Origin of the sequence: Oryzicola mucosus (assembly GCF_014534685.1) — a bacterium.
Lineage (GTDB): Bacteria > Pseudomonadota > Alphaproteobacteria > Rhizobiales > Rhizobiaceae > Oryzicola > Oryzicola mucosus.
Genome location: NZ_JACVVX010000014.1, coordinates 1 through 14,160 on the forward strand (window position 1 = coordinate 1; position 14,160 = coordinate 14,160).

General features: G+C 59.9%; 13 protein-coding genes. 8 read left to right on the forward strand and 5 right to left on the reverse strand.

The features are described from left to right. Nucleotides 1–232: 232 nt before the first annotated feature. The 4 genes from ICI42_RS22575 to ICI42_RS22590 all read right to left on the reverse strand — a co-directional run bounded on the left by ICI42_RS22575 (nucleotide 233) and on the right by ICI42_RS22590 (nucleotide 4,471). Nucleotides 233–577 (reverse strand): hypothetical protein, encoded by a 345-nt coding sequence (locus ICI42_RS22575; RefSeq protein WP_188166868.1) that lies wholly within the window; start codon nucleotides 575–577, stop codon nucleotides 233–235. A 21-nt stretch (nucleotides 578–598) separates the two neighbouring features. After that, entirely contained in the window at nucleotides 599–2,035 is a 1,437-nt protein-coding gene (locus ICI42_RS22580) for an aldehyde dehydrogenase family protein (RefSeq protein WP_188166869.1), read from the reverse strand. A 97-nt stretch (nucleotides 2,036–2,132) separates the two neighbouring features. Beyond that, nucleotides 2,133–3,176, reverse strand: a complete 1,044-nt coding sequence (locus ICI42_RS22585) for a PDR/VanB family oxidoreductase (RefSeq protein ID WP_210317473.1) — start codon at nucleotides 3,174–3,176, stop codon at nucleotides 2,133–2,135. A 20-nt stretch (nucleotides 3,177–3,196) separates the two neighbouring features. Then, entirely contained in the window at nucleotides 3,197–4,471 is a 1,275-nt protein-coding gene (locus tag ICI42_RS22590) for a cytochrome P450 (protein ID WP_188166870.1), read from the reverse strand. 378 nt (nucleotides 4,472–4,849) lie between these two features. Here ICI42_RS22590 and ICI42_RS22595 point away from each other — a divergent pair, with 378 nt between their 5' ends. The 6 genes from ICI42_RS22595 to ICI42_RS22620 all read left to right on the forward strand — a co-directional run bounded on the left by ICI42_RS22595 (nucleotide 4,850) and on the right by ICI42_RS22620 (nucleotide 10,297). Further along, complete coding sequence (locus ICI42_RS22595; protein ID WP_188166871.1) at nucleotides 4,850–5,425, forward strand: flavin reductase family protein; 576 nt, start codon at nucleotides 4,850–4,852, stop codon at nucleotides 5,423–5,425. 248 nt (nucleotides 5,426–5,673) lie between these two features. Beyond that, nucleotides 5,674–6,846 (forward strand): ABC transporter substrate-binding protein, encoded by a 1,173-nt coding sequence (locus ICI42_RS22600; RefSeq protein WP_188166872.1) that lies wholly within the window; start codon nucleotides 5,674–5,676, stop codon nucleotides 6,844–6,846. Nucleotides 6,847–6,937: 91 nt separating this feature from the next. Continuing rightward, on the forward strand, nucleotides 6,938–7,831 hold the full coding sequence (locus ICI42_RS22605) for a branched-chain amino acid ABC transporter permease (protein ID WP_188166873.1): 894 nt from the start codon (nucleotides 6,938–6,940) through the stop codon (nucleotides 7,829–7,831). Nucleotides 7,832–7,834: 3 nt separating this feature from the next. Beyond that, nucleotides 7,835–8,839 carry a branched-chain amino acid ABC transporter permease gene (locus ICI42_RS22610; RefSeq protein ID WP_188166874.1) on the forward strand — a complete coding sequence of 335 codons (1,005 nt, stop codon included), beginning with the start codon at nucleotides 7,835–7,837 and terminating at the stop codon, nucleotides 8,837–8,839. After that, nucleotides 8,836–9,603, forward strand: a complete 768-nt coding sequence (locus ICI42_RS22615) for an ABC transporter ATP-binding protein (RefSeq protein ID WP_188166905.1) — start codon at nucleotides 8,836–8,838, stop codon at nucleotides 9,601–9,603. The genes ICI42_RS22610 and ICI42_RS22615 overlap by 4 nt, the downstream gene beginning before the upstream one ends. Then, entirely contained in the window at nucleotides 9,596–10,297 is a 702-nt protein-coding gene (locus ICI42_RS22620; protein ID WP_188166875.1) for an ABC transporter ATP-binding protein, read from the forward strand. Before ICI42_RS22615 ends, ICI42_RS22620 begins: the two co-directional genes overlap by 8 nt. 72 nt (nucleotides 10,298–10,369) lie before the next feature. Here ICI42_RS22620 and ICI42_RS22625 read toward each other — a convergent pair whose 3' ends face one another. Beyond that, complete coding sequence (locus ICI42_RS22625) at nucleotides 10,370–11,746, reverse strand: aminotransferase class III-fold pyridoxal phosphate-dependent enzyme (protein WP_188166876.1); 1,377 nt, start codon at nucleotides 11,744–11,746, stop codon at nucleotides 10,370–10,372. Nucleotides 11,747–11,992: 246 nt separating this feature from the next. Here ICI42_RS22625 and ICI42_RS22630 point away from each other — a divergent pair, with 246 nt between their 5' ends. Next, nucleotides 11,993–12,343 carry a RidA family protein gene (locus ICI42_RS22630; protein ID WP_188166877.1) on the forward strand — a complete coding sequence of 117 codons (351 nt, stop codon included), beginning with the start codon at nucleotides 11,993–11,995 and terminating at the stop codon, nucleotides 12,341–12,343. A gap of 100 nt (nucleotides 12,344–12,443) precedes the next feature. Beyond that, nucleotides 12,444–14,030, forward strand: coding sequence for an amidohydrolase (locus ICI42_RS22635; RefSeq protein ID WP_269140810.1), 1,587 nt, complete (start codon nucleotides 12,444–12,446; stop codon nucleotides 14,028–14,030). The last annotated feature ends 130 nt before the right edge of the window (nucleotides 14,031–14,160 follow it).

Here is a 14,160-nt window from a genome sequence, read left to right on the forward strand (position 1 = left end):
ACCAGCAGTACGAGAAGTTCTACGGCGGCGCATCCTATCTCGTGAAGACCAACATGTACCGAAACTACGACTTCGACCGCGCAGGCAGGCTCGTCGATGCAGCACTCGATACAGCCGCTGCTTGAAACGATCAAAGGGCCGGATGCCGACTGGCATCCGGCCCAACCGGCCATCTTAGGACTATCTCTAACTCAAGTTGATGGGCGCGGCTCGTCAAAACAGAAGGGCAGGGCTATTTCGCCTTGCCGCCGCCGCCGCTCATGCCGCGTATCGTATCGGCCGAAATATTGGCGGGACGCATCTCGAAGATATTGGTGACCGAGGTGTAATTGCGATATCCCATGCGGGCCAGCGGCCGCATCTTGATGATCTCGACCTTGCCGTCGGCGCCGATGTAGTCGTCGTTGATATGGATGCCGACAACGCGTCCGATTACCACCGAGTTGAACACGCCGGGCGTATCATTGGCGAGCACGATTGTCTGGTGATGCTTGCACTCCAAATTGACCGGGCTTTCGAGCACGCGTGGCGGCCTGACCAGGCGCGAAGGCGCCGCGGTCAGACCTGCCGCCGCCATCTCGTCGACCCTCGGTGGGACCTAAGCGATGACGGCTTTGACTTCGTGGAACTCCTCGAACCCGAACAAGCCCACCTCGCGCCCGTTGCCCGACTGCTTGTAGCCGCCGAAAGGGGCTTCGAATTCGTAAGTCGGCGTCTCGTCTTGCGGCAGATCGTTCAGGTAGATGCGGCCCGCGCGGATGCGGCGGCCGACCGTGTCGGCATCCTTTATATCGTCGGCCGATACGAAGCCGGCCAGGCCGTAAATGCTGTCGTTCGCGATCTCCACAGCGTGGTCAACGTCGCGATAGCCGATGATCGTCAGCACCGGGCCGAAAATCTCCTCGCGCGCGATGCGCATACCGGGTGTCACGTCCGCGAAGACGGTAGGCTGGACGAAATAGCCGCGGTTGCAACCGGCAGGCCGGCCTTCGCCCCCTATCACCAGCCGGGCTCCCTCGTCGATGCCCGACTTGATCAGTTTCTGAACGCGATCGTATTGCCGACCGTTGACGACGGGGCCATGCGTGGTGTCGGGAGAGCGCGGATCGCCGACGACGAATGCTTTGCTCGCCGACTTGATGAGGTTGACAACGTGGCCGACCTCCGCCTCCGGCACGAGCATTCGGGCGGGTGCAATGCACGACTGGCCACTGTTGGTGAAGGCCCGGATCATGCCGTAAGGAACGGATTTCTCCATGTGGCGGCCGGAAAGCAGGATATTGGCTGACTTGCCGCCAAGCTCCTGATGAACGCGCTTTACGGTTGCTGCCGCATCCCGAGCGACCGTGATTCCCGCCGCGGTGGATCCGGTGAACGACACCATGTCGATGCCAGGGTGTTTTGAGATGGCGCTGCCTACGGTCGGTCCGTCACCATTGACAAGATTGAAGACGCCTGGCGGCACGCCGGCGGCGGCGAGGATTTCAGTCAGGATGACCGGGCTCAATGGCGCGTATTCGCTGGGCTTCACAACCATCGTGCAGCCTGCTGCGAGAGCGCCGCCCAGTTTGGCTGTAATTTGGTTGATCGGCCAATTCCAGGGGGTTATGAAACCGCACACGCCAATTGGCTCGCGCAGGATGCGTGTCCGACCGAGCATATACTCGAACTTGAAGTCCTTGAGTACGGCGATCGCGGCCCGAAGGTGACCCAGGGTGGCTGGCGTCTGCAGGCCGCGCGAGAAGCTGATCGGCGAGCCCATCTCGGTGGTGATCGCCCAGGCGATATCGCCGAAGCGCCGCTCATATTGCTCGATCACGCGCTCGAGCAGGGAGACGCGATCTTTCACGCTCCAGCCGGAAAAAGTCTCGAAAGCACTGCGGGCCGCGGCAACCGCGCGGTCGACGTCCGCCGCACTGCCCAGGCTCGTGCGCGCCACGACTTCCTCGGTCGCCGGATTGATGACATCGAATGGGGTAGCGTCGATCGGCTCGACCCATTGGCCATCGATATAAAATTTCTGATAGTTTTCCATCGAACCTTCCAAGCCGATTGCAGCAGGCATTCCATGATCGAATGTCGGCCGGGAAATACAGTGATCAGACGCGGGCGCGGGGCGGGATTTCTTCGGGCTACAGATCCAGCACGAGACGTGGTGTCTTCGAGCGGCCGCAACAGACCATCATCAGCGTTCCCTCGGCCTTCTCTTCGTCCGTCAGGATCGTATCGCGATGGTCGGGTACGCCTTCGAGCACGCGTGTCTCGCAGCTTCCGCAATATCCTTCCTGACAGGAGAAGGGCACGGGTATGCCCGCATCGAGAAGCGTGTCGCCTAGGCTGCGGTCCGGCGGGACCTGCAAAGTGATGCCCGAAGTGCGCAACTCGACCTCGAACGCGGAATCGCCTACTAGGTCGGCCGGCGGCGGCATATTCTCCGCGGCCCCGAAGCGCTCGATATGCAAGACATTGGAAAGTCCGCGCCGCACCGAGGCCTCTTCCAGCGCAGTCAGCATTCCGCCCGGTCCACATCCATAGACCACTTCTCCGGAGCCCACAGTGGCAAGCAGGGCATCGAGATCGGGCCTGCCGGCTTCGTCTTCAGGCAGCAGAGTCACCGCGCCGCCCTGCCTCTCTAATATCTCGTTGAAGAAACCCATCGTCGCCTTGGAACGCCCACCATAGACCAAACGCCAGGGCGCTCCCGCAGCTTCCGCGGCCCGGATCATCGGCAGCATGGGTGTGATCCCGATCCCGCCAGCGATGAAAAGATAGGCCTTTGCCTCGACCAGCTCGAAATGGTTGCGTGGACCGCGGACGGTCAAAACCATATCTTTGCGGGCGATTTCGTGAATTTCCAACGAGCCGCCGCGTCCCATGGTTTCGCGCAGCACTGCGATGCAGTAGCGGGACCTATCGGACGGATTGCCGCAAAGGGAATACTGCCTGGACTTTCCTGACGGCAGAACAAGATCGATATGCGCCCCTGGGGTCCAGGCAGGCAAAGCTTCGCCACCGTCGCCACTCAACTCGAGTACGACGATGTTAGGGGTCTCGAAACGAGACCGTACGATTGAAAGGAGTCGCTCGTTGGCATCGCGCATGGCTGTGATCCCGGAAGTCGCATGCATGTCGCGGGTGACGCTGACGGATGGTTCGGGCGATTGGATCGAATCCATCTGGTTGATCCTGATCCGCCTTACGCTTTCGCCGGTGGCGTCCATTCCGCTTGCAAATTGTTAATCGTGGTGACGGTCAGCGTCGGCAAATAGTCCAGCTTCTGGTTTGGGACGGCGTGGATGTCCGGCATCCTCCGAAGCAGTTCCTCGAAGGCAACCTTGGCTTCGAGCCGGGCGAGGGGATTGCCCAGGCATGAATGCCGTCCATGGCCGAAGGCCAGATGCTTATCGCTGTTGGCGCGATGGACGTCCCACTTCTGCGCGTCCGGAAAATGGCTTTCATCCAGACCGCCGCCGATGAACAAGAGCCATATCAGGGAACCCTGCGGGATCATCACGCCGCCGAGTTCGACATCCTTGGTGGTGACGCGAAACAGGCCGGGCGAGGTGCCGCGGCGCCGCAGCGTCTCCTCTATCGCGCGCGGCAGCAGCGACTGGTCGGCGCGGATCTGCGCGTCCTGGTCGGGATTTTCGCCCATATAGACCAGCATGTGCGCCATCAAATTGGCGGTTGTGTCATTGCCGGCGGCGACAAGTTCGTGAAGTTTGCGGGCAACGCCATGCTGCGTCATGGCGAGATCGCCGGCCTGGTCCTTTGCCTGAAGCATGATGCTGGTGAGATCGCCGACGGGACACCGCGCGCGCTCCGTCACGAAGTTCTCAAAGAATTCCTGCCCTTCGCCAAGCCGCGACCAGCGTTCCCGCCGCTCCTCTTCGCTCATGGGCTTGCTGACGGCGTCCTTGGTCTTTGGCGTCAGCACGGAGAACAGGTCCTCCGTCCAAAGCCGATAGTCGTCAGCGCGCTCGGGTGGCATGCCAATCAGGCCGATGATCACGTTGAGCGACAGGGGATAGCAGAATTCCTGCATCAGGTCGCATTTACCCTTGTCGATGAAAGCATCGATCAGGGTGTTGGCAATGCGGCGGATGTTCTCTTCCTGCTTCTGCAACTCGCGCGGCAGGAACTGACGAGCGATTGCCACGCGATTGCGCGTGTGCTCCGGCGGATCCTGCGAAATGAAGTGATCCGACAAAAAAGTATCGGGAATTTTTGGCTTGATGTCTTCCGGAGGCGGAACGAAGCCGGTGGCATCGGACGAAAAGGTCTCTGCGTCACGCGCCGCGCGACAAATGTCGTCATATTTGGTGACGACCCACATGCGCAGCGGGGCATAGTAGAACACCGGAGCGATCTCATGCGCGCGCTTTATGGTCGGGGCCGGATCGCTCAAGAATTCCTGCCCAAACGGATCGAACCCGTCGAGAACCGGGAAAGAGGCCGTGTCTTTCATCATGGAAGGAAACCTTTCGTCCATCCGGACATCAGACTAGGCGCTTCGCACTACGCCCAAAATTTGTGTACATAATGTATGTTCCTCGGCGATTGGCGACATGTCAAGCCGAATTCGTGAAGGCTGCGGCAGCCTTAAGATTGCTGGACGAACCCTGATACCAACGGAGCGTGTTGTGCTTTCGATTTGGGTGCTCCTGCCAGCAGGGCGTTTGGCCGGCGTAAGCGATCGTCGCGGTGACCAGTCTCATGGTGGCGATCCGCTCGCGCCCAGTTGGCGGCCAACACAATCAGGCGGTTAGGTCTTGACACCTACATAATGTAGCTATTTAATGAATACATCTGCGCTGCGTCGCGTGGATTGTCAGCGGAGGCGGCTACCATGAATTCGACTATAGACACAGCGCCCAAGGCGACCTTCGACAGCAGGGCCTTCCGGGATGCTCTTGGTACCTTCACCACGGGCGTGACGGTCATCACCACGGTAACGCCAGAGGGCGAGAAACTCGGAACCACTGCGAGCTCTTTCAATTCGGTGTCGCTCGATCCTCCGCTGGTTCTGTTCAGCATGGCTCGCAACGCCAAGGCTTTTCCCGCTTGGCAGCAAGCCCGAAGCTTTGCAGTCAACATCCTGGCTGAGGATCAAGACGAACTATCCACGCGGTTTGCTCGCCCGCTGACCGACAAATGGTCCGATGTCATCCCGGAGCATGGTCCGGTCGAGGGTCTTCCGTTGCTCCCCGGCGCCCTTGTGTCCATGGAATGCACCTCGTACGCCAATTACGATGGCGGCGATCACATCATCATGGTGGGGCGGGTTGTTTCGTTCATGCGCCGACGTCCGCATGCCCGTCCGCTGGTTTTCTTCGGAAGCCGCTACCGCGCGCTGGACAAGCGCGACGATCCCGAAGCTATGCTGGGTTATAATGCTCCGCGCGAAACGGCCCGGTCGCAGTAACTTGGCAGCGTGTTGCGCTGCGAAGGTTCGGATGCCGATATGCGGCATCTTGCCGATAGCTGCTTGACAGCCTTCGGCGTTAGGTAAATCATGTAATTACATTATGTACATATTATCCGGGTCGTCTTTCCCGGCGCCGTCGCACAGCAGGGGGGCGTTTGTCTAGCCTTGAGTGGCGCGGCAACCATAGAGAGCCGGAAAAAATCTGGCCAAACATCAACGCATGCAAATCATCAAGGGGAACTATGATGAAATCCAGCCTGAAACTAACCGCAGCCGCGGCAGTTGCCGCCTTCATCGCCACGTCGGACATCGCCCTGGCTGAAGAGGCTGGTCTGACGGACACCACAATCAAAATTGGCATGATCGGCTCCTTGACGGGGCCGGCGGCGCTGTGGGGATGGCCGACGATTAATGGCGCCAAGATGGTCTATGACGACATCAACGCCAATGGCGGCATCAATGGCCGAAAGATCGAACTGGTTATCGAGGATTCGCAGTGCCAGGCGCCCTTGGCACTTGCCGCGGCAAAGAAGCTGATAAGTCGCGACGAGGTATTCATGCTGCATGGCGGCAGCTGTTCTGGCGCCATCCTGCCGGTGCGTGACTTGGTGCTGAAGGAAAAGGTTCCGATGATGGTTCTCGTGGCGACCGCAGACGAGATCGTTGCACAGCCGAATGGCTACATCTACCGGGCATTCCTGCCCGGCAGCTACGACGGCGAGATCATCGCAAACTTCATCGCGACGTCCCCGCAGTTGAAGAAGGTCGTCGTCGTCGGCAATACGGACGCGGTAGCTAATGTCCGCTACCCGAAGCTCGAGGAAAGCATCAAGGCGAACAATCTCGAATATCTCGGCCTGGAACCTCTCGAGGTTGAGGCGACCGACGCGACGGCACAGGTTCTGAAGGTCAAGTCGCTCAATCCCGATGCGGTCGTGCTGGTGGCTCGTCCGGAGGCGTCTGCGGTGTTCCTCAAGGATGCTGCAAAGCTCGGCCTAGATGTTCCGGTATTCGGTTCCACGTTGGTCGATCTGCAGGATCTGCTCGAACGGATCGGCGATCCGAAGCCGATGGCCAACATGAATGTCGTCTCTTTCTATAAGTCGACGCTGACAGAGGCTCCGATGGCGCGGTGGGTGGATATGCTCAAGAAGTACTATCCCGACGACAAGGTTCAGGCTGCCGCGTTCTACGGAACGTCCGGTGCCCTTGCCGTCGTCGAGGCGCTAAAGCGCGCCGGCCCGGATCTGTCGCGCGAGAAGATGGTTCAGGCACTGTCCGAAATCAAGGACATGGACGGCGGGCCTATGGCTTGCTCGGTCACCTTCGCTGCGGACGACCACGAAGGGTGCAAGACCGGTTCGATCTGGGGAATGCGTGACGGCAATATCACCGCGCTGGGCGACAGCTGGAAGTAATTCTGCTGGTTGTCGTCCCTGCCGGGTCGTCGTCGACTATCCGGCGGGCACGCTTCGAATCGCCACGCCTCCCAAATTGGACGAAGAATAGATGGAAATCGCGACGCTGCTGTCGGTGGGTGTGTCGAACGGCTGCCTATATGGTTTGGTCGGACTTGGACTTGTCCTGGTTTACAACGCCCAGGGAATTCCAAACTTCGCCCATGGCGAGTTGTTCATGGCGAGCGCATTCGCCGCCTACACCGCCAATATACTTTTCGGGCTCTCCTACGCGCTGTCGATGCTTGTCGCAATCGTCTTCGCGTTCGCGCTCGGCGTCGTCGTCGAATTTCTCGCGATCCGTCCAATCGCCATGAACCGCTCGCTGGGGCGGGCCTCGACAGAGGTTGCGATCGTGCTCTCGACAGTCGGTCTCATGATCGCGATCAAGGGCCTGGCGCGTATCCCGTGGGGTGACAGCGTGAGGAAATTGCCGGCGGCATTTTCCACCGAGACGATTTCCGTTGGCGGTCTCGTCTTGTCAACGCAGCGCCTGTTGATCATCGTCGTCGCATTCGTGTTGACGATTGCCATCTCGCTGTTCTTCTCCAAGACGTCGTTGGGAAAGAAGATGCGCGCCACATCCCAGAACACCGCCGGCGCGATGCTGGTCGGCATCAATACGGGACACATTTATTCGGCCACGTGGGGCCTCGCGGCGATATGCGGCGGCGTCGCCGGCATACTGGCTGCGCCCTTGATCTTTCTCTACCCCGACATGGGCACGCGCATGTTGCTGAAGGGCTTCGCCGCCGCATGTCTCGGCGGGTTCGGAAGCGTAGGTGGCGTGTTCGTCGGCGGACTGGTCATGGGCATCGTCGAGATCTTCTTCGGCCGCTATCTGGCGACCTCGATGATGGACATCTTCGCACCCATAATCATCATAGTCGTCCTGCTGTTCCGGCCGCAAGGCCTGTTTGGCTCGCGCAGCGCCGTGAGGGTTTGACCAGTGCTTGCGGCAGTCAGAAGTAACATTCTTCCCCTTTTCTTCGTCCTCTTGTTTGGGCTTTCTTTCACCACCGACGCGTACGCGCAGTATCTTATCAATCTGATGCTCGTTTACGTGGTTGTCGCCCAGGGCTTGAACCTGATCCTGGGCTTCGCTGGAATGTTTGCCTTCGCACATGGCGCGTTCATGGCGATCGGAGCCTATGTATCGGCGCTTCTCATGAACAAGTTTGGCGTGTCCTATCTGGTTGCCATGCCGGCGGCGGGCCTCGCCGCAGCGCTTGTCGGCTGCAGCATCGGCATTCCGGCGATCCGCGTAAGCGGCCTCTATCTTGCCATGGTCACCATGGGCTTCTCCGAGATTGTCCAATGGATACTCAGGAACTGGAAGCCGGTCACCAGCGGCACCGATGGCATCAGCGTCGCATCGCCCGTTTTCTTCGGTGTCGAGTTGAGCGACGACTTTCAAACCTTCTATATCATCCTGGCGGTTTGTGCCGTGATGACGGCCCTGGCCCAGTTCATCATACGCTCGCGTCTCGGCCGGGCGTTCGTGGCTATCCGGGATAGCGAGATCGCCGCACAAAGCAGCGGCATCAATGTCGCGCGAACGAAGGTGTTGGCCTTTGCAATCAGCGCGTTCTATGCGGGCGTCGGAGGTTCGCTTTTCTCGCTGACGCAGCACTATATCAACCCGGACAACTTCAATCTCTACCAGACCATCATGCAGTTCTGCATGGTCATCGTGGGCGGCGCCTCCAGCCTCATCGGCCCCTTCATCGGCGCGACCATCCTGACGTGGCTGCCGGAATTGCTGCGCAACGCGCAGGCTTTCCAGGAAATCGGCTTCGGATTGCTGCTGATCGTGTTCGTGATTTTCGTGCCGAAGGGATTGGCAGGGCTGTTGATCGACAAAGGGATACTTCCTCGTGAGGAATACTCCAGTCGCGTCCGCGGCAAGTGGGTCGTGCGGAAAGAACGCGCAGAAGGCTCGGAGCGCACATGACCCAGATTCTTAAGCTAGAGGGGCTAATGGTCCGGTTTGGCGGCCTCACCGCCGTGAATGGCGTTAGCCTGACCATCGCCTCAGGGGAGATCCGTGGGCTCATCGGCCCGAACGGCGCCGGAAAGACCACTCTGTTCAACGCAATCTCCGGTTTGGCTCCGGCGAGTGCTGGAAGCGTCCATCTCGACGGACTTGAAATCACCTCGAAATCCGCGCCGCAACGTGCCGCCCTTGGCATACGCCGCACATTCCAGACCGTGCAGCTCGTGCAAAGCTTCACCGTCTATGAAAATCTGCTTTTCGGCCTCCACACGAGGGCGGGAAATCCGCTGACCCGTCTGATCGTCGGCTCCTATGCGACGCCGGATGCTGACGCCGATGCCATTATCGACGAGGTGCTGGATTATCTCGGCATGCGGGACCTGAAGCATCGTGTCGTCGACACGCTGACCATCGCCCATCAGCGCTATGTCGAGATCGGCCGGGCGCTCGTCGCCAGGCCGAAACTTCTGATGCTCGACGAGCCCACGGCCGGGCTTTCTCCAGCACAGATCGAACGACTTGACGATCTGATCGGCAGGCTCTCATCCGATTGGAAGGTTTCGATCCTGCTGGTCGAGCATGTGATCCCGCTTGTCGTTAAATTGTGCAGCAGGATCACGGTGCTCGACCGGGGACGCGTGATCGCGGAGGGCACGGGCGCCGAGATCGGTCAGGATGCAGCCGTTCAAAAGGCCTATCTGGGAGAACGCCTGGATGCTTGAGGTTTCCGGTCTGGAGGCGGGATATGGCCCGCAACTGGTGCTCAAGGGCGTTTCCATGCAAGTGCCGAAAGGCGAGATCGTCGCGCTTCTTGGCGGCAACGGCGCGGGAAAGACCACGACTCTCAGCGCCATCATGGGGCTGATATCCGCCCGCAAGGGAACCGTACGTTTCGCAGGCGTGCCGATACAGTCCAAGCCGGCGCATCGCGTGTTCGGTCATGGCGTGGCCCTGGTTCCGCAGTGGCGCGAACTCTTCAGCGAGATGTCGGTGTTGGAGCATCTCGATCTCGGCGCGATGCAACGCTGCCGACGTTCCGAGATTGGGCAGCGCATCGAATCCGTGCTGGAGTATTTTCCCGAATTGCGTTCCCATCTGCACCGGAGGGCGGGCGCTCTGTCGGGTGGACAGCAACAGATGGTGGCGATTGCCCGCGCCCTGGCTTCGGAGCCGAAGCTGCTGATGCTCGACGAGCCGTCGATGGGGCTCGCGCCGATGATCGTGAGTGAACTTGGACGCACGATCAAGCGGCTCAACGAGACGGGAAAATCGATCCTGCTCGTTGAGCAGAACGTGCATCTCGCCCTTAGCGTGGCGAGCTATATCTATATCATTCGTGGTGGAACCATCGTGAAGCACGGCCCCACAGTCGCGTTCGCCGACGAGCGAGAGTTGTTCCAGTCTTATATCGGCTGATAGCAGGCTCCCGATATCGTCGGGAGGGCTGCTTCCCTAATTCCGGCTCTCTGTGCGTGATGGCGACCAGGTTTAGGTCGCCGGACCGCGGGAGACCTTCGCCAGACCTGCTTCCATGGCGGCCGCGATTTCGTCGCTGTCCTTCCGCGTCAACACCAGCGGAGGCGACAGGAGAATGTTGTGACCGACGATGCGGACCAGCATCCCGGCGTCAAACATGGCGTCACCCACCGCACCCATGAAGGTTTTGCCGGCCGGCTGTTTCGTCTTGCGGTCGGCGACGAACTCCATCGCCATCATCAACCCCCTGCCGCGCACATTGCCGATCGCTTCATGCGTGTCCATCATGGACCGGAAGCGCGACAGCAGATAGTCACCCTCTCTGGCGGCATTCGCCGGCAGGTCGAGGCGAACGGTTTCGGCCAGGCATGCAAGCGCGGCTGCGCAACCCACGGGGTGTCCGGAGTAAGTATAGCCATGAGAGATGACGCCCATCGCATCCTTGTTGGCCTTGAACGCGGTCTCGATTCGCTCGTTGACGGCGACCGCGCCCATCGGGAAGTAGCCTGATGTGATGGCCTTGGCGAGGCACATCATGTCCGGCTTGACGCCCCAGCCCCGCGCGCCGAACCATGCTCCCGCGCGGCCGAAGCCTGTGATAACCTCATCAGCAATCAACAAGATTTCATGCCGATCGAGCAGCGCGCGTAATTTCGGCCAATAGGTCTCTGGAGGAACAATGACGCCGCCAGCGCCGAGTACGGGCTCTGCGATGAACGCGGCGATCGTGTCGGCGCCCTGGAAAGCGATCTCGTCCTCGATGGCCGCCAGGCAAAGGTCGGTCAGCCTGGATGGATCGCTCTCATTGAACATGTTCCGGTAGTCGAACGGCACCGGCATGTGAAAGCATCCGGGCAAGAGCGGCTCGTAGACCCGCCGGAACACGTTGTTTCCATTCACCGACGCTCCGCCGAAATGTGTGCCATGATAGCCGCGCTTGAGCGACAGGAACTTCGTGCGATCGACATGGCCGGACAGTTTCCAATACTGTCGCGCTAGGCGCAGCGCGGTTTCGACCGAATCGGACCCTCCAGACGTGAAGAAGACGCGCCGCATGTCCTCCTGATCGAGCATATCCACCAAGACGTCGCTCAACTCGATCAGTTTCTCGTTGGTCGTCCCCTTGAACGCGGAGCTGTACGGCAGATCGGCGAGCTGCTGGGCTATGGCGTCTTTGACTGGCTGGTTTGAGTAGCCGAGGTTCACATTCCACAGTCCAGCGCATGCGTCGATCACCCTGCGTCCATCATCGTCGAACAGATGAACGCCTTCACCCCGAGAGATGATGCGCGGCGGGTGCTCCTCAAGGTCGTTCGGGTGCGCCATCGGGTGGTAAACCTTCTTGGCGTTCATCTCGCGAAGATAATTTTTGTTGCGCGCGCTGCTCATGAGGTCGCCTTTCTTACCCGATCCGGTCTAGCGACCGGAGCCGTTCGCAATCCGCGCCAAAGGATTGGCCCAAAAAGCATTCCCAACGGGACAATTTACATACATATAGCAGCTGTCTATATAGATTAATCATGTTGTCAATTGACTCATGCCGATCGATGTTACGGTCCGTAGCGGAGGCGCGTCGCCCAAAAGTCCGGCGAGACCAGACTTTTCGCCTTTGGATTTTCGTAGGAGACTGGACGCATGGACATTGAGCGTATCGAGCCCGGCCAACGCTCGAGTGCCGCCGTCATATTCGGCGATTTCATCTTTATCTCCGGCCAGGTTGGAACTCCAGGTACCACTGTCGCCGAGCAGACACGGCAGATACTGGCGCGGATCGACGATCTGCTGGGGCAGTCTAACTCGGACCGGTCGCGTATCCTGCAAGCGGTAATATGGCTGGCTGACATCAGCACATTTGACGAGATGAACTCGGTTTGGATGGAGTGGATTCCGCAAGGTCGCGCGCCGGCGCGTGCGACAGGCGAATCCCGTCTTGTTACACCCGAATACGCGGTCGAAATTTACGTTACTGCCGCCCGTTCAAAGTAGGCGGTCACACCTGTTCGCTTGACGGCTGCAATAAAGGACGCAAATGAACCCGGGCAAGAAAAAGGCTGACTTCATCCTGCGCAATTCCAGGATATGCACGATGGATGACGCCCTGCCCTGGGCGTCTGCGCTTGCCGTGCAGAACGGGCGCTTCATCGCCGTGGGCGCATCCGAAGCGGTGGATACGCATATCGGCCGTGAGACCGAGGTCGTCGACGGCCTTGGCGCCTTCGTTATGCCAGGGCTGCTGGATTCACACTGCCACGCGGTCGAGGCGGCCCGGGCCGATCTGTATGAGGTGAGACTTTCGGGAACCGATGGTCTCGACGACGTCATCCGCTCCGTGGGCGATGCTCTGACCCGGCTGGCCGGTAAAGGCTGGCTGAAAGGGGCAGGGTGGTCGATACGGCTGATTGACCAGATGCGTCTGCCTGGGGCGCTGGCCGCGCTTGATCAGGTCACAGCCGATCGTCCGATGGTGCTGCGTGACAGCAGCCACCATGCCATGTTCGCCAACTCCGCGGCTCTGCGGATTGCTGACGTCTCAGCGGCCGACGTCAAGGGCGGATTGGTCGACCGTCGCGCCGATGGCAGCTTGTCCGGGCTGCTCTTCGAGGATGCGTGCGGCCTTATCGATCGCGCCATCCCATTGGATGAAGATGCCGTGCGGCGCAGGAGCGCTCTCCACGCCGTTTCGACGTACAACAGTTTCGGCGTCACTGGCTTTGTCCAGGCTGCGACGACAGAGATGACGATGAAGCTTTTCAGCGATCTGGATCGAGAGGGCAGTCTCTCCGCCTGGGTCGCGACATGCATTGCTACGGATACGATCCTGACGCCTGAAAGGGAAGGGATCGGCGCCGAAACGATCGCCCGGCGCAACACCTACCGCTCCCATCATGTGGTCGTCGACTTCGTCAAGTTTTTCATGGACGGCGTGCCGGGCGCGCGTACGGCGTCATTCCTTTCGCCATATGCGCTGCGCGAGGGTGTCGGGGCTGAACCTGCTCCATTCCACTCCGCCGAAGCATTGAGCAGGTTGATCCAACCCCTCGATGCCAATGGGATCCATGTCAAGGTCCATGCTGTTGGAGACAGGGCCATCCGGGAAACGCTGGATGCAATCGCATCCGTCCGCCATCAAAACGGGGGAGGCGGCCCGCAGCATTCGATCGCGCATCTCAGTTATATATCGGATGCCGACATCCCACGCTTGCGAGAACTCGATGTGGCGGCGGACCTCTGCCCTCCACTGTGGTTTCCCAATGCGATCCTGCAAGCCAACGCGGTCGCGCTCGGCAACGAGCGTGCGGACCGCGCGTGGCCGATCGGAGACATATTACGCTCCGGCGCGACTGCGGTCTTAGGAACGGATTGGCCGATTGTTTCGTCGCCAAATCCATGGCCCGGACTCGCTGCCCTGGTGACCCGCGAAGACCCCAGTCGCTGCGTGTCCGGCGTCTTCAGGCCAGACCAGGCATTGACGTTGCAACAGGCGTTGCGCCTTTGCACTTGCAACGTCGCAGCGTACATGGGCATCGGCGATCGGACCGGTTCCATCGCGTGCGGCAAATCCGCCGATTTCGCCTTTCTGGATCGCAATCTGCTTGAGGTGCGTCCTCAGGATATTGCTGACACACGAGTGTCGAAGACATACTTCGGCGGGCGCCTAGTCTATTCCCGATGAATCGGAGCACCATGCCAGCATCTCGCACGGAGCGGGCGCCGGCGTCCTTACACGGAACGCGTGTCCGTCCTTGACATCCGAAGAGAGGTGGCAATTATATACAGTTGATATGTTAATTCCTATAACATGT

Coding starts and splice junctions, on each gene's coding strand:
- ICI42_RS22590 (WP_188166870.1), bottom strand. CDS start 4,471: ATGATGAAAGACACGGCCTCTTTCCCGGTTCTCGACGGGTTCGATCCG.
- ICI42_RS22600 (WP_188166872.1), top strand. CDS start 5,674: ATGAAATCCAGCCTGAAACTAACCGCAGCCGCGGCAGTTGCCGCCTTC.
- ICI42_RS22605 (WP_188166873.1), top strand. CDS start 6,938: ATGGAAATCGCGACGCTGCTGTCGGTGGGTGTGTCGAACGGCTGCCTA.
- ICI42_RS22585 (WP_210317473.1), bottom strand. CDS start 3,176: ATGGATTCGATCCAATCGCCCGAACCATCCGTCAGCGTCACCCGCGAC.
- ICI42_RS22575 (WP_188166868.1), bottom strand. CDS start 577: ATGGCGGCGGCAGGTCTGACCGCGGCGCCTTCGCGCCTGGTCAGGCCG.
- ICI42_RS22615 (WP_188166905.1), top strand. CDS start 8,836: ATGACCCAGATTCTTAAGCTAGAGGGGCTAATGGTCCGGTTTGGCGGC.
- ICI42_RS22630 (WP_188166877.1), top strand. CDS start 11,993: ATGGACATTGAGCGTATCGAGCCCGGCCAACGCTCGAGTGCCGCCGTC.
- ICI42_RS22595 (WP_188166871.1), top strand. CDS start 4,850: ATGAATTCGACTATAGACACAGCGCCCAAGGCGACCTTCGACAGCAGG.
- ICI42_RS22580 (WP_188166869.1), bottom strand. CDS start 2,035: ATGGAAAACTATCAGAAATTTTATATCGATGGCCAATGGGTCGAGCCG.
- ICI42_RS22620 (WP_188166875.1), top strand. CDS start 9,596: ATGCTTGAGGTTTCCGGTCTGGAGGCGGGATATGGCCCGCAACTGGTG.
- ICI42_RS22625 (WP_188166876.1), bottom strand. CDS start 11,746: ATGAGCAGCGCGCGCAACAAAAATTATCTTCGCGAGATGAACGCCAAG.
- ICI42_RS22635 (WP_269140810.1), top strand. CDS start 12,444: ATGGATGACGCCCTGCCCTGGGCGTCTGCGCTTGCCGTGCAGAACGGG.